Genomic DNA, 26,807 nt, shown 5'->3' with positions numbered 1-26,807 from the left:
AGCGCCCGTCGAGCGGCTATGATTGCGGGACATTGCCGCAGCGGCCCTGTGTGCGCGCATCACTCACGCGCACTGGCCGTAAAACTTCTGAAGCCGATATTGTACTTGCGAAGCGACTCATGCCTTTGTCCGACACCCGTTCACCTCTCGAAACCGACGATGACAGCGCTCCGAAGAAGCGCCGCGCCGCGCGGAGCAAGGCGGATGCGGATGTGACCCAGGAGCCCGGCGTGCCTGCTGCGGAAGGCGCGAAAAAGCCCGCCGCCGCGAAGAAACCCACGCTCGCCAAAACCGCCGACAAGCTCGCGAAGCTGGGTCTCACGCGCGATATCGATCTGGTGCTGCATCTGCCGATGCGCTACGAGGACGAAACTTCGCTCACGCCGATCGGCGAGTTGCTGCCGGGCGGCATCGCGCAGACGGAAGGCGTCGTGTACGACAACGAGATCGCGTATCGGCCGCGCCGTCAGTTGCTGGTGAAAATGCGCGACGACGCGGGCGACGAACTGATTCTGCGCTTCCTCAATTTCTACGGCTCGCAGGTCAAGCAGATGTCGATTGGCGTGCGGCTGCGCGTGCGCGGCGACGTGCGCGGCGGTTTTTTCGGCATGGAGATGGTGCATCCGGCCGTGCGTGTCGTCGATGAAGACACGCCGCTGCCGCAGGCGCTCACACCCGTTTACCCAAGCACGGCGGGCGTTTCGCAAGCCTATCTTCGCAAGGCAATCGACAATGCGCTGGCGCGCACGTCGCTGCCCGAATTGCTGCCGGAACCCATCGAGCGGCAGTATCTGAAGCCGCTCGATGTGCCGCAACTGATGGATGCCGTGCGCACGCTGCATCATCCGAATTCGCATTCGGACGAGACGGCGCTGATCGACGGCACGCATCCCGCATGGACGCGTATCAAATTCGAGGAACTGCTGGCGCAGCAGTTGTCGCTCAAGCGCGCGCACGAGGAGCGCCATACGCGCGCCGCGCCCGCGATGCCGCGCCGCGAGCCGACCGATGAGGCGTCCCTGGTGACGCGTTTATTAAAGACGCTGCCGTTCTCGCTGACCAATGCGCAGCAGCGCGTGTGCGCGGAAATCGCGCAGGACCTGACGCAGCCGCATCCGATGCAGCGCCTGTTGCAAGGCGATGTCGGCAGCGGCAAGACGGTCGTCGCGGCGCTGGCCGCCGCGCAGGCCATCGACGCCGGTTATCAGGCCGCGATGATGGCGCCGACTGAAATCCTCGCCGAGCAGCACGCGCGCAAATTGCGCGGCTGGCTGGAGCCGCTCGGCGTATCGGTCGCGTGGCTCGCGGGCAGCCTGAAAACGAAGGAAAAGCGCAGCGCGATCGAAGCCGCCGCGCTCGGCACCGCGCAATTGGTGATCGGCACGCACGCGATCATTCAGGACGCGGTCGAATTCGCACGGCTCGGCCTCGTGATCGTCGACGAACAGCATCGCTTCGGCGTCGAGCAGCGGCTCGCGCTGCGCGCGAAGGCGCACAACGCCGCCGACGGCGCGCGCGACTTCCAGCCGCATCAGTTGATGATGTCGGCGACGCCGATTCCGCGCACGTTGGCGATGACGTACTACGCCGATCTCGATGTCTCGACGATCGACGAACTGCCGCCCGGCCGCACGCCGATCCTGACCAAGCTCGTCTCCGATGCGCGGCGCGAAGAAGTGATCGGCCGCGTGCGCGAGGCGGCGCTGACAGGCCGCCAGGTGTACTGGGTGTGTCCGCTGATCGAGGAAAGCGAGACGCTGCAATTGCAGACGGCCGTTGAAACGTACGAAACGCTCTTCGCCGCGCTGCCGGAACTGAAAGTCGGGCTCGTGCACGGGCGCCTCACGCCCGTCGAGAAAGCCACCGTAATGGACGCGTTCAGCCGCAACGAAGTGCAGTTGCTGGTCGCGACGACGGTGATCGAAGTGGGCGTCGATGTGCCGAATGCGTCGCTGATGGTGATCGAGCACGCGGAGCGTTTCGGCCTCGCGCAGTTGCACCAGTTGCGCGGGCGAGTGGGGCGGGGCAGCGCTGCATCCGTGTGCGTGCTGATGTACGCCGGGCCGCTGTCGATGACGGCCCGCGCGCGCCTGCAGACCATGCGCGAAACCACCGACGGCTTCGAAATCGCCCGGCGCGACCTCGAGATTCGCGGTCCGGGCGAGTTTCTCGGCGCGCGGCAGTCGGGCGCGGCGATGCTGCGCTTCGCCGATCTGGAAAACGACGGCTGGCTGATCGAGCCGGCGCGCGAGGCGGCCGCGACGCTGCTCGAGCAGTATCCGAACGTCGTCACGCAGCATCTTTTGCGCTGGCTGAACACGCGCGAACAATATCTGAAAGCCTGATGAATGCTGCGGCTGGAAGCGCTTGCGCACCGCACAACGGCTGAATCCGGCTAGAAGGTTGGCGAATTGGCCCCATAGGTGTATAACAGAAACCTATCGAATCTATCGCCCTGATTGGTCCCCAATGACCCTCACCGAACTGAAATATATCGTCGCGGTTGCGCGCGAGCGCCACTTCGGCCGCGCGGCAGAAGCGTGTTTTGTGAGCCAGCCGACGTTGTCCGTCGCAATCAAGAAGCTCGAAGACGAGCTGAACGTGCAGATTTTCGAGCGCGGCACGAGCGAAGTCAGCGTCACGCCGATTGGCGAGCAGATCGTCACGCAGGCGCAACGCGTGCTCGAACAGACGCTCGCCATCAAGGAAATCGCCAAGCAGGGCAAGGACCCGCTGCTTGGGCCACTTCGCCTGGGCGTCATCTATACGATCGGACCGTATCTGTTGCCGACGCTCGTCAAGCAGATGATCAAGCGCGTCCCGCAGATGCCGCTGATGCTGCAGGAAAATTACACGCTCAAGCTGATCGAGCTGCTGAAACAAGGCGAGATCGACGTCGCGATCATGGCGCTGCCGTTTCCAGAAACGGGTCTGATGCTGCGCCCGCTGTACGACGAGCCGTTCGTCGTCGCGCTGCCGTCGGGTCACGCGTGGGAGTCGCGCAGCAAGATCGATCCTGGCGATCTCAAGCAGGAAACCATGCTGCTGCTCGGTAGCGGCCACTGCTTCCGCGATCACGTGCTCGGTGTGTGCCCGGAACTGATGCGCTTCTCGCAGAACGCGGACGGCATCCAGAAGACCTTCGAAGGGTCGTCGCTGGAAACCATCCGGCATATGGTCGCGAGCGGCGTGGGCATTACCGTGCTGCCGCGCATGTCGGTGCATGAGGTGAAGCCGCACGCCGGCGGCGTCGATTCCGGGCTGCTCAGCTACGTGCCGTTCGACGAGCCGGTGCCGGACCGCCGTGTCGTGTTGGCCTGGCGCAAGAGTTTCACGCGGATGCCCGCGATCGATGCGATCTGCGACGCCATCGCGGCGTGTGATCTGCCGGGCGTGAGGAAGCTGGATTTGCCCGCCGCCGTCAATTAACTAACTGCCTTTGCAGCGACGCACGGGCAGCGGGTGCTGCCGCTGCGTCGCCTCCCGCCTTCTGCATGAGGCGGCGGCTATCGAATATATAAAATTAATCAAATCGCTGTTTTCGATAGTTTTCAATAAGATCTCCTCCATGGGTCCCAGCGATCCACCACTACAAACGGAGGAAATCATGCAGCCATTCACGTCTTCGCTGTTCAAGTCTGTTTCCCCATCGCCGCAGCAAGCGGCACCGAGCGGTAGCAACGCGTCCGGCTTCAGGACCATCGCGTTCTCGCTGCTCGTCGATCGCGCACTGTCCGCCTGATGGCGCGCTGCACGTCTCCTTCCCATTCGAAGTAGCCAAAACCGAATCAGCAGGACCGCATTCCTTAGGATCACCCGGAGAACAATTATGTCTGAACGCAATCTCACCACCGCCTCGGGCGCACCCGTCGCCGACAACCAGAACTCGCTGACGGCTGGCCCGCGCGGCCCGTCGCGCTGCAGGACGTGTGGCTGATCGAAAAGCTCGCGCACTTCGACCGTGAAGTGATTCCCGAGCGCCGCGTTCACGCGAAGGGTTCGGGCGCGTTCGGCACGCTCAAGGTAACGCACGACATCTCGCGCTATACGAAGGCGAAAGTGTTTGCGGAAGTCGGCAAGGAAACGCCGCTGTTCATGCGCTTTTCGACGGTGGCGGGCGAGCGTGGCGCCGCCGACGCTGAACGCGACGTGCGTGGCTTCTCGATCAAGTTCTATACGGAAGAGGGCAACTGGGACGTGGTCGGTAACAACACGCCCGTGTTCTTCATCCGCGATCCGTTGAAGTTTCCGGACTTCATCCACACGCAAAAGCGCGATCCGTACACGAACATGCGCAGCGCGACGAATGCGTGGGACTTTTTCGCGCATCATCCTGAGTCGCTGCATCAGGTGACGATCGTGATGAGCGATCGCGGCATTCCGAAGAATTATCGGCAGATGCACGGCTTCGGCTCGCACACGTATTCGTTCATCAACGCCGACAACGAGCGCTTCTGGGTGAAGTTCCACTTCAAGTCGATGCAGGGCATCGAGAACTACACCGACGAAGAGGCCGCTCAAGTGGTCGCGCGCGATCGTGAAAGCGGGCAGCGTGACCTGGTCGGATCGATCGACGAGGGCAACTTTCCGAAGTGGCGCTTTCAGATTCAGGTGATGCCGGAAGCGGACGCGGCGACGTATCGCTACAACCCGTTCGACGTCACGAAGGTCTGGCCGTACAAGGATTACCCGCTGATCGACGTCGGCGTGATCGAATTGAACCGCAACGCGCAGAACTACTTCTCGGATGTCGAACAGGCGGCGTTCACGCCGGCGAATGTGGTGCCGGGCATCGGCTTTTCGCCGGACCGTCTGTTGCAAGGGCGTCTGTTCTCGTATGGCGACACGCAACGCTATCGCCTTGGCGTGAATCACCATCTGATTCCCGTGAACGCGTCGCGCGCGCCGAACGTGCGCTCGTTCCATCGTGACGGCGGCATGCGTGTGGACGGCAACCTCGGTGGCAACGTGAACTACGAACCGAACCGCTTCGGCGACTTCGCGCAGGACCGTAACGCGATCGAGCCGCCGCTCGCGGCAGGCAATGTCGATCACTACAACCATCGTGAGGACGATGACTACTACAGCCAGCCGGCCGCGCTGTTCCGGATCTTCGACGACGCGCAGCGTGCACGTCTGTTTAGCAACATCGCGCGGGCAATCGAAGGCGTGCCCGCAGATATCGTCGCGCGCCAGGTCGAGCACTTCCGCAAGATCGACCCGGCGTACGCGGAAGGCGTGATCGCGGCAATCGAGGCGTTGGCGCAAGCGAACGCGAAGTAACGTATCAATGAGTGGACGGCGGCAAGGTGCTGCCGTCCACGCGGAGAAAGATCATGGTTCAGATGGTGATGAACGCAGTTGGTTTTCAGGCAGGCAATGCACGTAACGCTCGCGATGCCCGCAGCGTCGCGCAACAGGTGAACGGCCCCGTGCTTTTCCGGAAGCTCGTGGGTTTCGTGATCCTCGGCAGTGGCTATGTGACGATCGTCGCGAGTCTCGTGCACGCAGTTCACGGATGACGCATCGCGCATGGCCATGGGTGGTCTGGAAGGCATGAGCAGCGCGGCGTTGGGTCTCGCGAACGGTTGTCAGTTCTACGATAAACTGGCGGGCGTTCGAGCGTTGAACGATTGCACACGCGCAGTTCCGGGCATGCAGACCGGTTCGTATCACTCTTAAAAGGAGTCATCATGGCCAAGAAAGAAGCCGTACAGCACGTCAATATTGGTATCAGCGACAAGGATCGCAAGAAAATCGCAGAAGGTCTCTCGCGTCTTCTCGCCGACACTTACACGCTCTACCTGAAGACCCACAACTTCCATTGGAACGTGACGGGTCCGATGTTCAACACGCTGCATCTGATGTTCGAAACGCAGTACACGGAACTGGCCTTGGCCGTCGATCTGATCGCCGAGCGCATTCGCGCACTGGGCGTCGCGGCGCCGGGCAGCTACAAGGAATTCGCGAAGCTGTCGTCGATCGCTGAAGCGGACGGCGTGCCCGCCGCGGAAGACATGATCCGCCAGCTGGTGGAAGGCCAGGAATCCGTGGTGCGCACCGCGCGCGCGATCTTCCCGGTGACGGACGCGGCCCACGACGAGCCGACGGCCGACCTGCTGACACAACGCATGCAGACGCACGAAAAGAACGCGTGGATGCTGCGCTCGATGCTGGCGTAATCGCTGTCGCAGCGAAGCGCGGGCGTTGTATGAAGCGCTCGCCGCCGCGCTGCAGATGTGGCAAAGAAAGCCCGGCGGGTTAGATTCCGCCGGGCTTTTGCTTTGTGTCTGCGCGTTCGAAAGGGCTTGCCACGCGCGCTGCTCTAAAATACGGGAATCGAATCTCCGCGCACCGCCATGTTCGCCCGACTCCCGCTCTATCTGCGCCTTGTCCGCATGGACAAGCCAATCGGCAGCCTGCTGCTGCTGTGGCCCACTCTCAACGCGTTGTGGATCGCGTCGGACGGGCATCCGTCGCTGTCCTTGCTGGTGATCTTCGCGCTCGGCACGATACTGATGCGCTCGGCCGGCTGCGCGATCAACGACTACGCGGATCGCGACTTCGATCGCTATGTGAAGCGCACCGAAAACCGGCCGATCACGTCAGGCAAGATCAAGGCATGGGAAGCCGTGGCTTTGGCAGCGGGTCTTTCGCTGATTGCGTTCCTGTTGATCCTGCCGCTCAATGCGCTGACGAAGGAGTTGTCGGTGGCCGCGCTATTCGTCGCCGGCACGTATCCGTTCACGAAGCGCTTCTTCGCGATTCCGCAGGCGTATCTGGGCATCGCGTTCGGCTTCGGCATTCCAATGGCGTTCGCCGCCATCCAGAACCAGGTGCCGCTGCTCGCGTGGGTGATGCTGATTGCGAACGTGTTCTGGTCAGTCGCGTACGACACCGAATACGCGATGGTCGATCGCGACGACGACATCAAGATCGGCATTCGCACGTCCGCCTTGACGTTCGGCCGCTTCGACGTGCTCGCGATCATGCTCTGCTATGCGGTGACGCTCGGTATCTATGTGGGCATCGGCGTTGCGCTGAGCTTCGGCGTGCTGTACTGGATCGGTCTTGCCGCGGCGGCGGGCTGTGCCGTCTATCACTACACGCTGATCAAGGGCCGTGAACGCATGCCGTGTTTCGCAGCGTTTCGCCATAACAACTGGCTCGGCGGCGCGTTGTTCGCGGGCATTGCCGCGCATTACGCGGCACAGGCGTTCTAGACGCTACTGCCAGTGTCCGGCGAGACGAAGCATGCGCATCGCTGCTTCGTCCGCCCGTGCCATTCAGGCACGCGACATCACTGCTTGCCGAATTCCTCGCCCATTTCACGCGCACGCGCGTCCGCAGCCAGCGCGCCGCGCACGATTGCGTCCTTCACGCCTTGCGCGTCGAATGCGGCGAGCGCGGCGGCCGTCGTACCGCCCTTCGACGTTACCCGCTCGCGCAGCACGCTGGCCGGCTCGCCCGACTGCGCAGCGAGTTGCGCCGCGCCCGTGAACGTCGCGACGGCCAGCGCACGGCCTTGCTCTTCGTCCATGCCTAGCTGACGTGCCGCTTCCTGCATCGCCTCGATGAAATAGAACACGTAGGCCGGGCCGCTGCCTGAGATCGCGGTGACGGCGTCGATCTTCGCTTCGTCGTCGAACCACACCGTTTGGCCGACCGCGCCGAGCACCTGCGAGGCCAGTTCGCGTCCCGCTGCATCGACGCATTCCATCGCGACGAGTCCCGTCACGCCCATGCCGATCAGCGCAGGCGTGTTCGGCATGGTGCGCACGAGACGCGCGTGACCGCCGAGCCAGCGCCCGAGATCCGCGCCGCGAATGCCCGCGACGATGCTGATGACAAGTTGCGACGCCGACAGATGCGGCGCTAGCGCTGCTGCGACGTCCTTGACGATCTGCGGCTTCACGGCGAGCACGATGGCATCGAACGATTGCAGCGACGCATCCGCCGCAGCGCTCGTGCCGATGCCAAATTGCTGCTCGCTGCGCTTGCGCGCGTCTTCGTTGGGATCGATTGCACGGATATCCGACGGCGTAACGCCACGCTTGATCAGACCGCCGATGAGTGCAGCGGCCATGTTGCCGCCGCCGATGAAGGCAATTTTCATGATGTTCGGAAGTTCAGTGAGAGTAATCGCGGGCACCGAAGATCGCCGTGCCGACGCGCACGATGGTCGCGCCTTCGAGCACGGCTGCTTCGAGATCGCCCGACATGCCCATCGACAGCGTGTCGAGTTCGAGACCTTCCGCGCGCAGTTTTTCAAACAGCTCGCGCAACGCGCGATGCGGCACGCGTTGCTGCTCGACGTTGCCCGCCGGTTCGGGAATCGCCATCAGGCCGCGTAGACGCAGCCTGGGCAGCGCGGCGATCTGGCGCGCGACCTCGATGGCTTCGTCCGGCATCACGCCGCTCTTCGATGCCTCGCCGCTGATGTTCACCTGCAGGCACACATTGAGCGGCGGCAGCGCATCCGGCCGCTGCTCGGACAAACGTTGCGCGATTTTCAGCCTGTCGACGGAATGCACCCAGTCGAAATTTTCAGCGACAGGACGCGTCTTGTTCGATTGCAGCGGCCCGATGAAATGCCAGTCGAGCGATGCGCGCAGATCGGACAGCGCCTCGATTTTCGTCAGGCTTTCCTGTACGTAGTTTTCACCGAACGCGCGCTGGCCCGCGGCATGCGCGGCGCGAACGTCTTCAGCGGGGAACGTCTTGGAGACGGCCAGCAGCGCAACGGAACGCGGATCGCGGCCCGCGACCTGCGCGGCGAGGGCGATGCGCTGATGCACTGCGTCGAGATTGTGAGCGAGAGCGGGCATGAAACGTTGAGTACCGATGCGAGGGGCGACGAATTGAATTATACGGACGCCGCCCGCGCGTCACGACCTGGCCGAACGGCCAGGTTGCGCGCAACCCGTCCGTAACCGATCCTGTCGATCAGGACGCGAGCATGTGCTCGACGAGTTCGATCCAATGCACGACAGGCGTGGAGGTGCCGCTTTGCAGATGCGCAATGCAACCCACATTCGCAGACACGATGATCTGTGGCTCCTGTGCCTTCAGCTTTTCCAGCTTCTGGTTGCGCAATGCGTACGAAAGCGCGGGCTGCGTGAGCGAATAGGTACCCGCCGAGCCGCAGCACAGATGGCTGTCGGCGGGTAGCCTGACGTCGATGCCGAGCGCGTTCAGCAGGTGCTCGACCTTGCCGCGAATCTGCTGGCCATGTTGCAGCGTGCAGGGTGGGTGATACGCCACCGTGTGTATCGCGCGGCGGCGCGTGAGCGGCGTCAGCGCTTCTTCGAAGTCCGGCAGGATTTCGCTGATGTCGCGCGTCAGTTCGACAATGCGTTTCGCTTTTTCCGCGTAAGCCGGGTCGTTGCGCAACAGGTGCGCATATTCCTTGACCGTCGCGCCGCAGCCCGAGGCGTTCATCACGATCGCTTCAGCGCCCTGTTCGACATGCGGCCACCACGCGTCGATGTTTTGCCGCACGTCGTCGAGCGCTTCGTCGTTGTAGCCGAGGTGCAGGCGGATTGCGCCGCAACAGCCTGCTTCCGGCGCAATCACGGTCTGAATGCCGAGCGCGTCCAGCACGCGTGCCGTCGCAATGTTGACGTTCGGCATCATCGAAGGCTGCACGCAGCCCGCCAGCATCAGCATCTTGCGCGGATGGGTGGCCGTCGGCCATTCGAGCTGGCGTTGACGTTGCGGTACCTTGTCGCGCAGTTTCTTCGGCAGCAGCGGGCGGAAGTGCTGGCCAAGCCGCATCGCGGGCGTGAACAGCGTGCTGTTCGGCACGAAGCTCGCCAGCATCCGGCGCATCACGCGCTGGCCGAACGGGCGCGGCACTTTCTCTTCGGTGAGCTTGCGGCCTATCTCGATGAGCTTGCCGTACTGCACGCCCGAAGGGCAGGTCGATTCGCAGTTGCGGCACGTGAGACAACGGTCCAGATGCAGTTGCGTGCTGCGCGTGACGGGCGTGCCTTCCACCATCTGCTTGATCAGATAGATACGCCCGCGCGGACCGTCGAGCTCGTCGCCGAGCAGCTGATAGGTCGGGCAGGTGGCCGTGCAAAAGCCGCAATGCACGCATTTGCGCAGGATAGCTTCGGCTTCTTCACCGTCCGGCGTGTTGCGCATGAAGTCGGCGAGATTGGTTTGCATCAGGCGCTCAGAAGTCGGAGTACAACCGGCCGCGGTTGAAGATGCGGGCGGGGTCGAAGGCGGCTTTCAGGCCGCGATGGATTTTCATCAACGGTGCGGGCAGCGGCGTGAACACGCCTGCACCTCGGTCGTAGCCGAGGCCGGTGCGGAAGATCGTCGCGTGGCCGCCCGCCTGTTTCGCGCTGATGCGCACGGTCTGCGCATCGGCGTCGGTGATCCACCAGCGTTGCGCGCCGCCCCATTCCATCAACTGTGCGCCGGGCAGTTGCAGCGGCTCGGTGATGGTCGGCAGCGCGAGGCGCCAGAGCGCGGATTTCGGCGCGATCGCCGCAAAGAACGGGTCGGTCTGTTCGCGCAAGCCCGCCCAGAAGCGTTCGGCTTCGACGGCATCGACCACTTCGCCGCCCAGCGACGTGCGCGCTGACTTGACGGCCGCTTCGGCGCCGCCCAGCCGTACGGCAAGCGTGCCATGTCGCCACGCGCTGCCCGTGATGGGAAGCGGGCGGCCGCCCCATTCGTTGAGCTTGCGGACGGCGTCGGTGCCGTTCATGTCGAACTTGAGCGTCGCTTCGGACTTCGGACGCGGCAACACCTTGACGGACAACTGGAGAATCAGCCCGAGCGTTCCTAGAGAACCCGCCATCAGCCGGGATACGTCATAACCCGCGACGTTCTTCACGACCTGGCCGCCGAACGTCAGCACCTGGCCCTGGCCGTTCATGACGACGGCGCCGAGCACGAAGTCGCGCGCCGCGCCCGCCGAATGACGGCGCGGACCAGCGATTCCAGCCGCAATGCAGCCGCCAAGCGTGGCTTGCGGGCCGAAGTGAGGCGGCTCGAAAGCGAGCATCTGGTCGTGTTCGGCAAGCGCCGCTTCGATTTCGAGGAGCGGCGTGCCGGCGCGCGCCGTGATGACCAGTTCGGCCGGATCGTAGGCGATGACGCCGCGATGCGCGCGCGTGTCGAGGACCTCACCCTGCAATGACTGGCCGTACCAGTCCTTCGTGCCACCGCCACGTATGCGGATCGGCTGCTGCGCGGCCGTGGCCGCTCGAACCCGTTCCGACCACGCGGCGACGATGTCGTCCTCTTTCATAGTGCGTTGCTTCGTTGTAGTGCTTTCGATTGTACCGAGGCAAGCCGCGCTCGCAACCCGGTTCGGACCCGTATAAAACTACTGCTGCGCTTATGCGTTATCTCGGTTCATCGCGAGCATGGTCCGGCAGCGCAAGAAGGTGCTCAAAAACGAGGCAGATCAGGGTGAGGCAGCAGCCCTCCGCGCACATGCATCTTGCCGTACTCGGCGCAGCGGGCGCGCGTCGGGATGCCCTTGTCGGGATTGAGCAGGCAGGCGGGATCGAAGGCGCGCTTGACCGCGTGGAACGCATCGCGTTCTTCCGGCGAAAACTGCACGCACATCGAATTGATTTTCTCGATGCCCACGCCATGCTCGCCCGTCACCGTTCCACCCAGTTCGACGCATGTTTCGAGAATGTCGCAGCCGAATGCCTCGGCGCGGTGCCACTCGTCGAGATCGTTGCCGTTGAACAGGATCAGCGGATGCATGTTGCCGTCGCCCGCATGGAACACGTTGATGCAGCGCAGGTTGTACTTCTTTTCCATCTCTTCGATGCGCGCGAGCAGCGGCCCGATGCTGCGGCGCGGCACGGTGCCGTCCATGCAGTAGTAGTCGGGCGAAATACGGCCGGCGGCCGGGAACGCATTCTTGCGGCCCGACCAGAAGCGCAGCCGCTCGGCCTCCGTGCGCGAAATCTGGATGCGCGTGGCGCCATGCTCGCGCAACACGGCCGTCATCCGGACGATTTCTTCGCTCACTTCCTCGGGCGTGCCGTCCGACTCGCACAGCAGGATGGCCGCCGCGTCGAGGTCGTAACCTGCTTGCACGAATTCCTCGACGGCGCGCGTGGCTGGCTTGTCCATCATCTCCAGTCCGGCGGGGATGATGCCCGCGGCGATGATGCCCGCGACGGCGTCGCCGCCTTTCACGACATCGTCGAAACTCGCCATGATGACCTGCGAGGCCTGCGGCTTGGGAATCAGCTTGACGGTGACTTCCGTGACGATCGCGAACATACCTTCACTGCCGATCACGACAGCGAGCAGATCGAGGCCCGGGGCGTCCGGGCTGAGCGAGCCGAACTCGACGATCTCGCCTTCCATCGTGACCGCGCGCACGCGCATCACGTTATGGACGGTCAGTCCGTACTTCAGGCAGTGCACGCCGCCGGAATTTTCCGCGACATTGCCGCCGATCGTGCAGGCGATCTGCGACGAAGGGTCGGGCGCATAGTAAAGGCCGTAAGGCGCGGCCGCTTCCGAGATCGACAGGTTGCGCACGCCTGGCTGCACGGTCGCCGTGCGGGCATACGGGTCGACTTCGATGATCTTGCGAAAGCGCGCGAGCGACACGACGACGCCATGCCGGATCGGCATCGCGCCGCCCGACAGGCTCGTGCCCGCGCCGCGCGGCACGATCGGCACGTTCAACCGGTGGCAGATCTGCACGATGCGCTGCACCTGCGATTCCGTCTCGGGCAACGCGACGGCCAGCGGCAAGCGCCGATATGCGGCAAGACCGTCGCACTCGTACGCGACAGTGTCTTCCTCACGATACAAAAGGCAATGCGTTGGCAGCACGGCCATCAACGCCTGCACGACTTCGCGCTGACGTTGCGCAAGCATCTCGGGCGAAAGCTCGGGGGACAGCTCGCCGGGTGCGTTCATGGAATGTCTCCTCCATCGACGGCCGCGCGCGTCGTTGCGCTGCGCAGCCAGCTCTACGGTTACGCCTGGCCTAGGCCCACGTAAAGATCTTGCCCGGATTCATCAGGTTGCGCGGATCGAGCGAATGCTTGATCGAGCGCATCACGTCGACAGCAACGGGGCCATGTTCTTCGACCAGAAAGCCCATCTTGTGCAGGCCCACGCCATGTTCGCCCGTGCAGGTGCCGTCCATGCGCAGCGCGCGCTGCACGATGCGATGATTCAGGCGCTCCGCTTCCTCCAGTTCTTCAGGCTTGTTCGGGTCGATCAGCATCGCGACGTGGAAGTTGCCGTCGCCGACGTGCCCGACGATCGGGCAGGGCAGCGGCGAGGCTTTCAGATCTTCTTCCGTTTCGACCACGCATTCGGCGAGCCGCGAGATGGGCACGCAAACGTCGGTGGTGACGGCGCGGCTGCCGGGCTTGAGTTGCAGCATCGCAAAGTACGCGTTGTGACGCGCGTTCCACAGACGGCTGCGGTCTTCCGGACGCGTTGCCCACTCGAAGCCTTCGCCGCTATTCTGCGCGGCGATTTCCTGTACCAACTCAGCTTGTTCCTTCACGCCGGCTTCCGTGCCGTGAAACTCGAAGAACAGCGTGGGCGCTTCGCGCAGCGTCAGGTTCGAATGACGGTTGATCGAGCGGACGGCGAGCGAATCGACGAACTCGACGCGCGCGATCGGCACGCCGATCTGGATGGTTTCGATCACCGCGCGCACGGCATCGCCCATTGAAGGGAACGTGCAGACAGCCGCCGATACTGCTTCCGGCTGCGGGTACAGGCGCACGGTGATTTCCGTGATGACGCCGAGCGTGCCTTCCGAGCCGACGAACAGGCGCGTGAGGTCGTAGCCCGCCGACGACTTGCGCGCGCGCGTGCCTGTCTGGGTCACGCGGCCATCCGCGAGCACGACGGTCAGGCCGAGTACGTTTTCGCGCATCGTGCCGTAGCGCACGGCGTTCGTGCCCGACGCGCGCGTCGCCGACATCCCGCCGATGCTCGCATCGGCGCCGGGGTCGATCGGGAAGAACAGACCTGTGTCCCGCAACGCTTCGTTCAACTGTTTACGCGAAATGCCGGGCTCGACGGTGACGGTCAGATCTTCCGCGTTGATCGACAGCACGCGGTTCATTCCCGAGAGATCGATCGACACGCCGCCTTGCACGGCGAGCAGATGGCCTTCGAGCGAAGAACCGTTGCCATACGGAATGATGGGCACGTCGTATTGACCGCACAGCTTGACGATGCTCTGTACGTCTTCTGTGCTGTGCGCGAAGACGACGGCGTCGGGCAGTTGCGGATCGAATGGCGACTCGTCGCGGCCGTGATGGGTTCGGACGGCTTCGGACGTGGATACACGTTCGCCGAATGCCGACTTGAGCGCAGTGAGAAGTTCAGGAGGAAAGGGGCGGCGCACGGGGGCGGGCGGCACGGGATGGTTCACCTGCGTCTCCTGTTGGCGAATATTCTGATGGTTGATGCCCATTTTACGCCCATCGACGGGTGGCGCGGCGTCATGCGTGCAGACGGCGCGGCAAGGGTTAGCCCCATCATCCTTATAATGGATCGAAGCTGAACGGCATGTTGCGATATATCCGGACGGATGCATCGCGGAACATTATGAGGACACGGACATCATGGGCAACCGCTTGAGCAAGATCGCGACGCGCACGGGCGACGACGGCACCACAGGTCTCGGCGACGGCAAGCGTGTGCGCAAGGACGACGCGCGCATTGCCGCAATCGGCGACGTCGATGAACTGAATTCGAATATCGGCGTGCTGCTGTGCGAAACCTTGCCCGACGATGTCCGCGCCGCGCTCACGTCGATCCAGCACGATCTGTTCGATCTCGGCGGCGAACTATGCATCCCGGGCCATTCGATGATTGCCGATACCCATCTCGCGCAACTCGATGCCTGGCTTGCCGAACACAACGCGACGCTGCCGCCGCTCAAGGAGTTCATTTTGCCGGCAGGCACGCGCGCCGCTTCGCTTGCGCATGTGTGCCGCACCGTCTGCCGGCGCGCGGAACGCGCGATCGTCGCGCTCGGCGCTGTCGAGGCGATCAACGATGCGCCGCGCCGGTATGTGAACCGGCTGTCCGATCTGCTGTTCGTGCTGGCACGCGTGCTGAACCGCGTGGACGGCGGCGCCGACGTGCTATGGCGGCACGACCGCGGCGCGAACGGGCCGGACACGCAGCGCGGCGAATAGCGGTGCGACCTGCAACGACGCTCAACCGACCGCAAGCGTCACAGGCTTACCGATACGGCTCATCATTTCGACAAGCGTGTCGATAGTGAACTTGGCCGTCTCCATGACGACGGCGCGGTCGCGCGCGTCGGTGATTTCCCCGTCATGCCAGCTTGTAGCCTGCGTCTGTTTCTGGATGCAGCGCGGTGCATGTACGGTTTCGACAAAAATGGCGACGTACATCACGCGAAAGGCGCCTTCCTGGAAGCCCGCTTGGCGGCGTGGCTCATCTGGAAAGGAGAGATCAACGCTCGTTCGCGAACATCGATACGAGATTCGAACGTACAGAAAGTCCCCATGATGCGCGATTCGGCCGAATGGCCAAAAAAAAGCCCGGCTGCATGAGCCGGGCACAATGTGCGCAGGAGGGACGCGCGGCGTTCAGTTGCCGCTGCCGCGCGCAATGCGGCGCTGCTTGACGGCGTCCGCGAGACCTTCCAGCACGCCGATGCTGTCGTCCCAGCCGATGCAGGCGTCCGTGACGCTCTGGCCGTAGGTCAACTCGCAGCCTTCCTGCAGATCCTGACGGCCTGCGACCAGATGCGATTCGACCATCACGCCGACGATGCGCTCGTCACCCGCCGCGATCTGGCGGCCGATATCCGCGCACACGGGAATCTGGTTCTCGTGCTTCTTCGAGCTGTTGGCGTGGCTCGCGTCGATCATCAGGCGCGCGGCAAGGCCGGCCTTGCCGATGTCGCTGCACGCGGCGTTCACGCTGTCGGCGTCGTAGTTCGTCGTCTTGCCGCCGCGCAGGATGATATGGCAGTCCTCATTGCCTGCCGTCGAGACGATGGCCGAATGGCCACCCTTGGTCACCGACAGGAAATGGTGCGGCTGCGATGCCGCCTTGATCGCGTCGACGGCGATCTTCACGTTGCCGTCGGTGCCGTTCTTGAAGCCGACGGGACACGACAGGCCCGACGCGAGTTCACGATGCACCTGGGACTCCGTCGTGCGCGCGCCGATCGCGCCCCACGAGATCAGATCGGCGATGTACTGCGGGCTGATCATGTCGAGGTATTCGGTGCCGGCGGGCAGCCCCAGCTCGTTGATCTTCACCAGCAGTTCGCGCGCGGCGCGCAGGCCGTCGTTGATCTTGAAGCTGTTGTCCATGTACGGGTCGTTGATGAGGCCCTTCCAGCCCACCGTCGTGCGCGGCTTTTCGAAGTACACGCGCATCACGACTTCCAGTTCGCCAGCGAAGCGCTTGCGCTGCTCGATCAGGCGGCCGGCGTATTCCATCGCGGCCTTCGGGTCGTGAATCGAGCACGGCCCGATGATGACGATCAGACGGTCGTCCATGCCGTGCAGGATCCGATGCATCGACTGGCGCGCGTTGAAGATCAGGTCCGACACCTTCTCGTCGCACGGGAATTCGCGGATCAGGTGCGCGGGCGGCGTCAGTTCTTTCAATTCGCGGATGCGGACATCGTCGGTATTGTGCGGGGGCATGGGTTTCTCCTCGATTCGTTTAGTAGCGCGGTTCGAGCGGTCTGCTATCTGACGACGGCGCCGCAGCGAACAGGTCAACAGGCTAAAAAGGTCACAGTCAAAGTTGTTAGGGACGAAAAAAAACCGCCAGACTCGCTGGCGGTTTTTTCGGGAATTCTGGGTGCCTATGTACGTTCACACCCCTCTCGATCCGCCAGCGGTCTGAGATGCCCAAAAGAAATAAAAATAAAACTTGGCGGACATGGCGAAAATGGGATGGCTCGTCAAAAAGGTTGATTGCCTTTATAACCCGAGGTTTGCTCGGCTGGCAAGCTGCGGGCACCAAAAATGCGGAAAATCCGCACGTTTCACGCTTGGGACGCGTGAAACGTGCGAGACGTAAAAAATCACACCGTGCCGCCGACCGTCATCCTGTCGATGCGCAGCGTAGGTTGACCGACGCCGACGGGCACGCTCTGGCCTTCCTTGCCGCACACGCCGACGCCCGTATCCAGCGACATGTCGTTGCCGATCATGCTCACATATTTGAGCGACTCCGGGCCACTGCCGATCAGCGTCGCGCCCTTGACGGGATACGTGATCTTGCCGTTTTCGATCATGTACGCCTCGGATGCCGAGAACACGAACTTGCCGTTCGTGATATCGACCTGGCCGCCGCCGAAGTTCACCGCATACAGACCGTTCTTCACGGAAGCGATGATTTCCTGCGGGTCTTTGTCACCGTTGAGCATGTACGTGTTGGTCATGCGCGGCATCGGCAGTGCGGCGTACGATTCGCGGCGCGCGTTGCCCGTCACGGGCATTTTCATCAGGCGCGCATTCAGCGTGTCCTGGATGTAACCCTTCAGGATGCCGTCTTCGATCAGCGTCGTGCACTGCGTCGGGTTGCCTTCGTCGTCGATGTTGAGCGACCCGCGGCGGTTCGGCAGCGTGCCGTCGTCGACCACTGTCACGCCCTTCGCCGCAACCTGCTCGCCGATGCGTCCGGCGAATGCCGACGAGCCCTTACGGTTGAAGTCGCCTTCCAGACCGTGGCCGATCGCTTCGTGCAGCAGCACGCCGGGCCAGCCCGGTCCGAGCACGACGGTCATCGCGCCAGCCGGGGCCGGACGCGCGTCGAGATTCACCAAAGCCGCGTGCACGGCGTCGTCGACGTACTTCGACAGGAGTTCGTCCGTGAAATAGCCGTAGTCATAGCGTCCGCCGCCACCGCCGCTGCCGATTTCGCGGCGACCGTTCTGCTCGGCGATCACCGTCACCGAAACGCGCACGAGCGGACGGATGTCCGCCGCCAGCGCGCCGTCGCTGCGCGCGACCAGCACGACGTCGTATTCACCCGCGAGGCCCGCCATCACCTGCGTGATGCGCGGATCGCGGCCGCGCGCCATCTGTTCGATGCGCTCGAGCAGCTTGACCTTCGCGGTTGCGTCGAGCGAATGCAACGGGTCGGAGGGCAGATACAGATCGCGCCCGGACACGCCTGTGAGCGTCGATGCCGCCTTGATCTTCTGCTTGCCGCCGCCCGCTTTCGCGATCGCGCGCGTGGCGATCGCGGCCTGGCGGATCGCTTCGGGCGACAGATCGTCCGAATAGGCGAACGCCGTGCGGTCGCCCGACACGGCGCGCACGCCGACCCCCTGGTCGATGCTGAAGCTGCCCGATTTGACGATGCCTTCTTCGAGGCTCCACGCTTCGCTGCGCGTGGCCTGGAAGTAGAGGTCGGCGTAGTCGACGCGATGCGTGAAGATTTCTGCGAGCGTGCGGGTCAGCACGCCTTCGTCGAGGCCGTACGGCGTGAGGAGTACGTCTTTGGCCGTCGCGAGATTACGGATGCTGGGTTCGATGATGTTCATGCGAAGTTCGCTCGATTCAGGGTATTCGGTGGGTGCACGCCAGTCAGATGGGTGACGTTGGCGGCACTTTCAATACGTGCGGTTCATGTCAAACGTAATCAGCTGAGCACGCGGTGACGCCAGGCCGGCAGACTCTGCCGGACTTCGTCGATACGTGAGCGCTCGATATTGCCCGCGACGACGCCCGCGCCTTCGTCGCGCACGTCGATGATTTCGCCCCACGGGTCGATCAGCATGGTGTGGCCCCACGTGCGCCGGCCGTTCTCATGCTTGCCGCCCTGTGCGGCGGCGAGCACATAGCACTGGTTCTCGACGGCCCGCGCGCGCAGCAGCGTTTCCCAGTGCGCGCGGCCCGTCGTGTACGTGAAGGCGGACGGCACGACGATCAGCGCGCAGTCGCCCATGCGCCGGTACAGCTCGGGAAAGCGTAGATCGTAGCAGACGGACAGGCCGACGCGCCCGAACGGCGCGTCGAACGTGCGGACGGTGTCGCCGGGGCGGATCGTGCGCGCCTCGTCGAACGATTCTTCGCCTTTCTCGAAGTTGAACAGATGGATCTTGTCGTAGCGCGCGGCCTCGTTGCCCTGCGGATCGAACACGAGCGTCGTGTTCAGCACGCGCGTTTCTTCGGGCGCCGTCAAAGGTAGCGTGCCGCCGATCACCCAGACCTTGTGGCGGCGCGCGGCGTCGGCGAGAAAGCGCTGGATCGGGCCGTCGCCGTAGGGTTCGCGCACGGTGAGCTTGTCGGTGTCCTTGTAGCCCATGAAGCAGAAGTACTCGGGCAGCAGGACGAGCTGCGCGCCATCGGCGGCGGCTTGCGCGATCAGGCGGTCGGCATCGGCGAGATTGCGGTCGCGCTCCGGCGTGCTCACCATCTGCAGCGCGGCGACGCGGAAAGGACCAGCGTGGGGAAAGGACTTCGCGGACTGCGTGTTCAGGTCGCTCATAGGCGTTCGAAAGACTCCTGCAATGGGCAGTACGGACAGCGGACGCCGGCGCTAGCCATCGCCAGAAACCTCGGAACCGCGGTTCGGCCCTCAGTTCGGCGTCGCGATGGCGGCCGGCGCGTTCATATTACCGCTATCTCCATGGACCCGCTCGACGTGCGGTTTGGCCCATGAGCCCGTGATCGAGTAATCGCGTGCGAACGCATGTTCGATCGAATGCGACAGTGCGATATCGCCGACCAGCGCGGCAAGGCCGAGCAGCGGATTGATGATGGTCGCCGCGATGACGCCCGCGCCCGCGCTGACCGTGGGCACGATATGCACGTTCAGGTTCTGCGTTTCCGTCGTCATATCGACGGTGCCTTTCATTTCGGCGCGCGCGGGCGCTGTCACCAGTTCGAAGTTGTTCGTCGAGCCGATGCCGTTCACGACCTGCGCGGTGCCCGTCACGTGCTCGAACGGCAGCCCTTCGCCGATCACGTCGTGGAAATCCATCGACGCGTAGCGCGCGAGGCTTTGCAGGCTCAGCACGCCGAGCAGCTTCGCGACGCCTGGATCGACCTTGAGAATCTCCCCGTGCCGCAGATCGACGGCGAGGTTGCCGTTGAGCGTCGGATAGTCGGGCTTGGTCGGGCCGCCGCGCCAGCCGAGCTTGCCCGCCAGCGACCCTTCGCCCGCCTTCAGCGTGCGGGGCAGGCCGGCGCGTTCGAGCAGCAGACCGGCGTCCTTGATGTCCAGCTTGAAATCGAGTTCGGTGCTCCGCTCGGCTTCGTCGTCCTGATTCGCACCGTAGTTGCGGCCCGTGCGCCAGTTCGCCGTCGCCTTCAGCACGGCGGCCGGGTTGGTGATTTCGAGCGAATCGAGTTGCCAGACGGGCGTGCCGTTGTCCTCGAAGTTATGCGCGTTGACCTCGAGCTTGCCGATGTTGCGCTCGCGCACGATCAGTTCGTTGACGACGAGATCGATTGACGGAATGTTCTGCGCCGGCTGGTTGATCGCCGGGCCGAGCAGATCGTTCTCGGTCGCCGACGGAATCACGAGCCGCGCGAGCCGCGCCTGCAGCGTGCCCGGCGATCCCGGCTGCGCGCCCGGCACCCATGACAGGTGGCCCGACACCTGATTCGACGCGATGTTCGCCTGCCATTGGCGGTCGTTGTGCGACGCGCCGACCACCACGCTTTCCCAGTGACGCTTGAGCAGCGTCAGTGTGCCGATGTGGATCGCGAAGCGGTTCGGCATGAACTGCGCAGCCGTCGCGCTGGGCGGCACGGGCGCGACGCCTTCGTTGGCCTTGCGCATCTGCAGGAAGAGGGCGCGCCACGCGTCGGCGTCGAGCGCGTCGATGTCCACGGCGGCGATCACGCCTTCCGATGGCAACTCCGCCGTCCGGTTCACGCCCACCGCGCCCCGCACGACTTCGGGCGGCTGGCCGGGCGTGTGGCGCAGCAGGTAGGTCGCCGCGATCGGACCGAACTTGAGGTCGGCGCGTTGCAACCCGTTGCCCGTCGCGCTGCCGTTGCTCGCGTCCACACTGCTGCCGCCGTTCCCGACAGTCGGCCGGAACGTGAAGTCGAGCGGCATCGGCGTGCCGATCGGCTTGTTGAACGGCGCGGGGAAATTGAGCGCGAGCCCCGTCAGGTCCGAGTGAACGGCGACGTCGGGCAGTCTGCCTTTCGCGCCGCGCACGCTGATGTCGTAGGGCGCGCTGCCGTTCATCCGCATCAGCACCTGCGCGGGCAGGCCGCGCAGATTCAGGTCGCGGGCAGCATCGACGGCGACCTGGCCTGACAGGTTGAGCGCATAGGTGCCTTTGTCGTCGAGGCCGCCTTTCGCGCGCACTTCGCCGCCCATGAACTGCCCCGTCAGCCCGTCGACCTGCGCGGTGCGCTCGGTGAAGTGCACTTTGCCGTGCAATTGCGACAGCGGCGGGACGTTGTCCACCGCAAGCCGGTCGTTTTCGAACGCGAGCGAGCCTTCGACCGCGACACGCACTTTCGGCGGCGTGACGCCCGGCGGCGTGGGCGGGTTGCGTGGCACCGTCAGCTTGAGCGCGAGCGCGGCGGGGCCTTCGGCATGAATCTTTTCCGTTTCATGTTTCGCCATCCCGCCGAGCGCGCTGTTGTTCACGTAGTCGAGCATGTCGGCGAGCGGCCCGTGTCCGTCGCCCGTGATGATGAGGCTCGATGCGCGGTTGCCGAGGTCGTCGATCTTGCCCGTCACCTTGTGCATGGCGACGCCCTTGTAATGCGCGCGGTCCACGTCGAAGCGCAGCAGTTTCTCTTTCAGCTGGAACGTGCCGTCGATACCATCCAGCGCGGGCCATACGTTCGGCGCGCCGTTTTTCAGCGTGCGCGGCGGATACGGCGACGGGTCGAAGCGCCCGCCCTTGAACGGCGCGACGATTCTGAACACGCCCGCGCTCGGGTCGCGCGAGTAGGGGAATTTCTCAAGATTGCCGTGAATCTCGATCGTGCCGCCGTGTGACACGCCAGCCTGCAAGCCGTGGGTCAGATAGACGCGCAGTTTTTCGCTGATGCTGGTGGGCAGATAGCGCGTGATGCGCGTGACCTGCGCGCGCTCGAATTCGGCCTTCAGATCGAGCGAGCCGCGCCCGCTGCCGACGTTCGAGTAGCTGGCCGTTGCCTTCGCCGCCGTATCCGCATTCGACACCTTGAGTTCCGACACATCGACCTTGAACGCCTTGTGCCGTTGACCGGGATCGATGGCGGACGCGATCGTCCATGTGCCTTTGCCGCTCAGATGATCGAACGTTAGGCGCGGGTCGTCGAATACGCCGGGCAACGTGAGCGCCGCGTTGGCCGTATCGATGGCGATCGAGCCGTGCCTTTCGTCGGCGTCGACCGTGCCCCAGAGATTTTCGACGCCCGGAATGCCCGCGCGCGGGTGGTTCCTCGCGGTCAGCCCCGGCGGCGGCTCCTGCGCGGCGACGCTGATGCCCTGCAGATCGCCCTTAAAGCGATACCGCACGATGGGTTCCGAGCCCGGCTCGCGATGCTCGGTGGCGGCCTCGCCCGAATCGGGCTTGCCGCGCTCGACCTCGATCGTGTAATTCGCTACCAGCCCGCGCGGGTTGAAGCGCACGAGGTTGTTCAACAGGCGCTTGGGCAGCGGCAGCGCGCGGCTGAATTCCGCGAGCACGCCGAGATCGACGCGATCCCCCGAAATGCTGATCAGCTGGCCATGCTGGACGCTCGGCATCCGGTAGCGGCTCGACAGCGTGTGTAGCGCGAGGATGCGGGCCACGGGCGTGCCATCGTCGAGCGGCGGCTGGCCGAGTTCGGCGCGCAGGTTGTTCAGGTCGAGCGTCCACTCGTCGCCGTCGTGCGCGACGGCCCACGAAAAGCTCGCGACGGGCACGTCGAGCTTCGGTTGCGTCGGTTTCACGCGCAGCGCGATGTCGTTGCCCGACAGCTCGCCCGACGCCGAGCGCACGCGGCCCTGCGAAAACTGCAGCCAGATCGCGTTGTCGACGCGGCCCGCGAAGGTTTCGATCGGGAAGTCCATGTAGCGGGCGAGCGTCGGCAGATCGACGGGGCCCGCCGATATGTAGGCTTCGCCCGTCCAGTTGATCGGCTTGCCCATCGCGGCGAGGCGCGCGTGCCGGAAGTGCGCGCGAAAGTCGAGGGGGCCGAACAGCAGCTTGCCGTTGGGCGGCGCCTGCAGTGCGAGCCGGTGATCGTAGCCGTCGCTGAGGATCGCGAGGCGGATGTCCTGCAGCGCGATCTCGGGCGCGTCGCGGCGCGCGTCGTGCCAGCGCAGCGTGCCGCCGCGCAGGATCATCGCCTCCTGGCGCAGCAGCCACGTGCTGAAGGTGTCGTTGCCTGAATGCGTGGTCGGCACCATCACGCCAGCAACGGTCAGCGAGCCGTCCGTCTCGCGTTCGATCAGCAGATCCGGCTTGTCGACGATCACGCTCGACAGGATCGGCGCGAGCTTCCAGACGGATGACCACGACACCGTCGCGCTCGCATGCGGAATGTTCAGCGCGACCTTGCCGTCGCGGTTGGTGATGGTGACGTTGGTGACTTCGAGGCCGGGCTGGAAGCCCGTCCAGTGCGGCGCGATCTTGCCGATTTTGAGCTGGGCGTGAATCTTTTCGGAGACGGCCGCTTCGATTCTCGGACGAAACGAATCGGCGTGCGGCAGCACGATATAGCGCAGGCCGAGAACGGCCAGCACGACGACGAAATACAGGAACAGCGCGATGCCGAGCAGGACCCGCAGCGTGTGCCGCAGCACTGCGTGATCGTGTCCGCCTACGGGCTTGACGCGTCCAGCTTCGTGCGGGTCGGCGGATGAGTTTCGCTCGGACATGCTGCGACGGGGTAGGCGTATGTTAGTTTTGCGGTCTAACCACGAAATGTATCACACGGGCCTGCGGCCACGGACTTAAGGTACGGCCTGTGTGGACAAGGCCACACGGGGTGTCGGCAGCTCGAGCGAGCTCCGCTGCGACGGCCCGAGACAGGAACCCAAGCAACCAGCGAGCCAGATCTTTGAAGACCGAACCATCCCTGTTGAGTTCCAGCTATTCGCACTACGCGTCGCGTGCCTATGCGGCGCACGACGGTCTCGCGTCCCGCGTCGCGGCGCTGGCGGAGGCGCCCATCAGCCGCGAGCGGATCGACGAGCGTCTCGACGCGCTGACGAACGCTCTGCGCGCGACGCCCGATGCGCCACTCTCCGAAGACGCACTGAAAAAAGCACTGCGCCAGCTTCGCGCGGAAGTGTTCTGCGCAGTGATGGAACGTGACCTGTCCGGCGCGGCCGACGTGGCGGAAGTGACGGGCACGATGACCGATCTCGCCGAAGCAACGGTCCAGCGCGCGATGGCCATAGTCAGCGCCGATCTCGAAGCGCTCTATGGCGAGCCGCGCGGCACGCAGGGGGAGCGGCTGTCGCTGGGCGTGGTCGGAATGGGCAAGCTGGGCGGGCGCGAGCTGAACGTGTCGTCGGATATCGATCTGATCTTCGTCTATGAGGACGACGGTGAGACGACGGGCGGCCAGCGTTCGGCCATCGCCACTCAGGACTTCTTCACGCGCCTCGGCAAGCGGCTGATCGCGGCGCTCGCCGAGGTGACGGCGGACGGCTATGTGTTTCGCGTTGACATGCGGCTGCGGCCGAACGGCGACTCGGGGCCGCTCGTGTGCAGCCTCGGCATGCTCGAAGAGTATTTCTACGTGCAGGGCCGGGAGTGGGAGCGCTATGCGTGGATCAAGGGCCGGGTCGTGTCCGAGCACGCCAGCGATTCGGCACGCCGGCTGTCGAAGCAACTCGACGCGATCGTGAAGCCGTTCATCTACCGGCGCTATCTGGACTTCGGTGTGATCAGCGCGATCCGTTCGCTGCATCTGCAGATTCGCCAGGAGGCGCAGCGGCGCGCGTCGATGCGTCCTGACAAGGCCGATGACATCAAGCTCGGGCGCGGCGGCATCCGCGAGATCGAATTCAGCGCGCAGGTGTTCCAGTTGATACGCGGCGGCCAGGACGCGGGCTTTCGCGTGCGGCCGACGCTCGTCGTGCTGCGCCACGCGGCGGCGCGCGGTCTCATTTCGCCGGGTGTGTGCGCGGATCTGACGAGCGCCTATCTGTTTCTGCGCAACCTCGAACACCGTCTGCAATATAGAAACGACGCGCAGACTCATGCGATGCCCGTCGATCCCACCGAACGCGCGCATCTCGCGCAGGTGATGGGTTTCGACGATTACGCGTCGCTGATGACGAAGCTCGAAGCGCACCGTGAACTGGTCGAGCAGCAGTTCGACCAGATATTCGCCGACAAGGTGAGCGGGCAAGGTGGCTGCGGCGCGCGCGAAGACGGCGCGGCCGTGTGGGTCTGGAGCAGCGCGCTTGCCGACGACAGCGCCGATGAGGCGCTCGCCGCGCGGCTCGTCGAACTCGGCATCGAGCATCCCACCGAGTTGCTCGCGCGCCTGAAGGCCGTGTGGCAGTCGTCGCGCTATGCGGGTCTTGCGGAACGCAGCCGTCAACGCTTCGATATCGTCGCGCAGCGTGCCCTCGAGGCCGCGCATACGCTGGAGCCGGCCGAGCGGCGCGGCGATATTCTCGTGCGCCTGTTCGATCTGCTCGAAGCGGTCGGGCGGCGCGGCGCTTATCTTGCGCTGCTGACTGAATATCCGCAGGCGCTGCACCGCGTGCTGTCGGTGCTGGGCGCGTCGCGCTGGGCGGCGGGCTACCTGATCCGCCATCCGCAACTGCTCGACGAACTGCTCGACGACGAAGCGATGGCGAGCCCGTTCGACTGGCCGGAGTTCAAGCGCACGCTGCGCGCGCGGCTCGCGGCCGCCGACGGCGTCGAGCAGCAGATGGATCTGCTGCGTCACGCGCATCAGGCCGAGGTGTTCCGCATTCTGCTGATCGATCTGGCTGGCAAGCTGAGCGTCGAGCATGTCAGCGACCGTTTGTCGGAACTCGCGGATGCCGTGCTCGACGTGACCATCGAGGCCGTCTGGAACCAGTTGGCCAAACGCCATCGCGCGGTGCCGCGCTTTGCGATCATCGCGTACGGCAAGCTGGGCGGGAAGGAGCTTGGCTACGCGTCGGACCTCGACCTGATCTTCCTTTACGACGATCCGGACGACAACGCATCCGACATCTACGCAACCTTTACGCGCCGGCTGATCACGTGGCTTACCACGGCGACGGGCGCGGGCACGCTGTTCGACGTCGACTTGCGGCTGCGTCCGAACGGCGAATCGGGCTTGCTCGTGACCGACCTCGACGCGTTCCGCCGCTATCAGTTGCGCGAGGGCGATGCCGCCAACACGGCGTGGGTCTGGGAGCACCAGGCGCTGACGCGCGCCCGTTACTGCGCGGGCGATCCCGCCGTCGGCGCGCAGTTCGAGGCGATCCGCGAACAGGTGCTGACGACGCCGCGTGAGGCCGCGTCGCTTGCTGCCGAGATCGTCGATATGCGCCGGCGCGTCGAGGAAGGCCATCCGAACCGGACCGAACTGTTCGATCTGAAGCACGATCGCGGCGGCATGGTCGACATCGAATTCACCGTGCAGTACTGGGTGCTGCTGCACGCGGCGCGCGATCCCGAGCTGATCCGCAATACCGGCAATATCGCGCTGTTGCGCGAGGTGTCGCGCTTCGGGCTGATGAGCGGCGAAGAGGCCGATACCGTGGGCGCGGCTTACCGGACGTATCGGAAGCTGCAGCACAAGCTGCGGCTCGACGGCATGGAAAAGGCTCGCGTCGAGCCGCACGCCGTCGAGAACGAACGCGAGGCGGTGCTGCGGCTGTGGCGGCGCGTATTTGGATGACGTTACGCGGCGGCGCGGGGCGTTGAA

General features: G+C 64.4%; 18 protein-coding genes and 2 pseudogenes. 9 read left to right on the top strand and 11 right to left on the bottom strand.

Annotation, left to right across the window (positions count from 1 at the left end):
• Positions 1 to 119 precede the first annotated feature (119 nt).
• The 7 genes and pseudogenes from recG to ubiA all read left to right on the top strand — a co-directional run bounded on the left by recG (position 120) and on the right by ubiA (position 7,223).
• A complete protein-coding gene (gene recG / locus H1204_RS14535) occupies positions 120 to 2,345 on the top strand; it encodes an ATP-dependent DNA helicase RecG (protein ID WP_180728865.1) in 2,226 nt (741 codons plus the stop codon).
• A gap of 124 nt (positions 2,346 to 2,469) precedes the next feature.
• A complete protein-coding gene (locus H1204_RS14530) occupies positions 2,470 to 3,429 on the top strand; it encodes a LysR substrate-binding domain-containing protein (protein WP_180728864.1) in 960 nt (319 codons plus the stop codon).
• Positions 3,430 to 3,607: 178 nt separating this feature from the next.
• A complete protein-coding gene (locus H1204_RS52635) occupies positions 3,608 to 3,742 on the top strand; it encodes a hypothetical protein (RefSeq protein WP_274608187.1) in 135 nt (44 codons plus the stop codon).
• A gap of 87 nt (positions 3,743 to 3,829) precedes the next feature.
• Positions 3,830 to 5,283: pseudogene (locus H1204_RS14525) on the top strand (catalase).
• Between the two features lie 53 nt (positions 5,284 to 5,336).
• Positions 5,337 to 5,522 carry a hypothetical protein gene (locus H1204_RS14520; protein ID WP_180728863.1) on the top strand — a complete coding sequence of 62 codons (186 nt, stop codon included), beginning with the start codon at positions 5,337 to 5,339 and terminating at the stop codon, positions 5,520 to 5,522.
• A gap of 171 nt (positions 5,523 to 5,693) precedes the next feature.
• Positions 5,694 to 6,182 (top strand): Dps family protein, encoded by a 489-nt coding sequence (locus H1204_RS14515; RefSeq protein WP_007578627.1) that lies wholly within the window; start codon positions 5,694 to 5,696, stop codon positions 6,180 to 6,182.
• Positions 6,183 to 6,359: 177 nt separating this feature from the next.
• Positions 6,360 to 7,223, top strand: a complete 864-nt coding sequence (ubiA, locus tag H1204_RS14510; RefSeq protein ID WP_180728862.1) for a 4-hydroxybenzoate octaprenyltransferase — start codon at positions 6,360 to 6,362, stop codon at positions 7,221 to 7,223.
• Between the two features lie 77 nt (positions 7,224 to 7,300).
• Here the strand turns inward: ubiA and proC are convergent, their stop codons facing one another.
• The 6 genes from proC to H1204_RS14480 form a co-directional block, all read right to left on the bottom strand.
• Positions 7,301 to 8,116: a pyrroline-5-carboxylate reductase gene (proC, locus tag H1204_RS14505; RefSeq protein ID WP_180728861.1), complete on the bottom strand. Its 816-nt coding sequence runs from the start codon at positions 8,114 to 8,116 to the stop codon at positions 7,301 to 7,303.
• A gap of 13 nt (positions 8,117 to 8,129) precedes the next feature.
• Complete coding sequence (locus H1204_RS14500; protein WP_180728860.1) at positions 8,130 to 8,828, bottom strand: YggS family pyridoxal phosphate-dependent enzyme; 699 nt, start codon at positions 8,826 to 8,828, stop codon at positions 8,130 to 8,132.
• Positions 8,829 to 8,946: 118 nt separating this feature from the next.
• Entirely contained in the window at positions 8,947 to 10,173 is a 1,227-nt protein-coding gene (gene glcF / locus H1204_RS14495; RefSeq protein WP_180728859.1) for a glycolate oxidase subunit GlcF, read from the bottom strand.
• 7 nt (positions 10,174 to 10,180) lie between these two features.
• A complete protein-coding gene (gene glcE, locus H1204_RS14490) occupies positions 10,181 to 11,269 on the bottom strand; it encodes a glycolate oxidase subunit GlcE (protein ID WP_180728858.1) in 1,089 nt (362 codons plus the stop codon).
• A 143-nt stretch (positions 11,270 to 11,412) separates the two neighbouring features.
• Positions 11,413 to 12,918 (bottom strand): FAD-linked oxidase C-terminal domain-containing protein, encoded by a 1,506-nt coding sequence (locus H1204_RS14485; protein ID WP_180728857.1) that lies wholly within the window; start codon positions 12,916 to 12,918, stop codon positions 11,413 to 11,415.
• Between the two features lie 70 nt (positions 12,919 to 12,988).
• On the bottom strand, positions 12,989 to 14,401 hold the full coding sequence (locus H1204_RS14480) for an FAD-linked oxidase C-terminal domain-containing protein (protein WP_180728856.1): 1,413 nt from the start codon (positions 14,399 to 14,401) through the stop codon (positions 12,989 to 12,991).
• Between the two features lie 193 nt (positions 14,402 to 14,594).
• On the opposite strand from H1204_RS14480, the gene H1204_RS14475 reads away from it, so the two are divergent.
• Positions 14,595 to 15,173 carry a cob(I)yrinic acid a,c-diamide adenosyltransferase gene (locus tag H1204_RS14475; RefSeq protein WP_180728855.1) on the top strand — a complete coding sequence of 193 codons (579 nt, stop codon included), beginning with the start codon at positions 14,595 to 14,597 and terminating at the stop codon, positions 15,171 to 15,173.
• Between the two features lie 21 nt (positions 15,174 to 15,194).
• Here the strand turns inward: H1204_RS14475 and H1204_RS52940 are convergent.
• From H1204_RS52940 to H1204_RS14450, 5 genes and pseudogenes are all read right to left on the bottom strand, one after another.
• Positions 15,195 to 15,284: pseudogene (locus tag H1204_RS52940) on the bottom strand (XRE family transcriptional regulator); the annotation flags it as partial.
• Positions 15,285 to 15,593: 309 nt separating this feature from the next.
• On the bottom strand, positions 15,594 to 16,667 hold the full coding sequence (aroG, locus tag H1204_RS14465) for a 3-deoxy-7-phosphoheptulonate synthase AroG (protein ID WP_007578607.1): 1,074 nt from the start codon (positions 16,665 to 16,667) through the stop codon (positions 15,594 to 15,596).
• Positions 16,668 to 17,053: 386 nt separating this feature from the next.
• Positions 17,054 to 18,520, bottom strand: a complete 1,467-nt coding sequence (gene tldD, locus H1204_RS14460) for a metalloprotease TldD (RefSeq protein WP_180728854.1) — start codon at positions 18,518 to 18,520, stop codon at positions 17,054 to 17,056.
• Between the two features lie 98 nt (positions 18,521 to 18,618).
• The gene (locus H1204_RS14455) at positions 18,619 to 19,467 is read right to left on the bottom strand and encodes a carbon-nitrogen hydrolase family protein (RefSeq protein ID WP_180728853.1); all 849 of its coding nucleotides are present in this window, start codon (positions 19,465 to 19,467) and stop codon (positions 18,619 to 18,621) included.
• 90 nt (positions 19,468 to 19,557) lie between these two features.
• Entirely contained in the window at positions 19,558 to 23,802 is a 4,245-nt protein-coding gene (locus tag H1204_RS14450) for a YhdP family protein (RefSeq protein ID WP_180728852.1), read from the bottom strand.
• Positions 23,803 to 23,984: 182 nt separating this feature from the next.
• On the opposite strand from H1204_RS14450, the gene glnE reads away from it, so the two are divergent.
• Positions 23,985 to 26,780, top strand: a complete 2,796-nt coding sequence (glnE, locus tag H1204_RS14445) for a bifunctional [glutamate--ammonia ligase]-adenylyl-L-tyrosine phosphorylase/[glutamate--ammonia-ligase] adenylyltransferase (RefSeq protein ID WP_243468514.1) — start codon at positions 23,985 to 23,987, stop codon at positions 26,778 to 26,780.
• Positions 26,781 to 26,807 lie beyond the last annotated feature (27 nt).

This window comes from Paraburkholderia sp. PGU19, assembly GCF_013426915.1.
In the GTDB taxonomy this organism is placed as follows: Bacteria; Pseudomonadota; Gammaproteobacteria; order Burkholderiales; family Burkholderiaceae; genus Paraburkholderia.
This window is presented reverse-complemented; position numbering and strand designations above follow the sequence as displayed.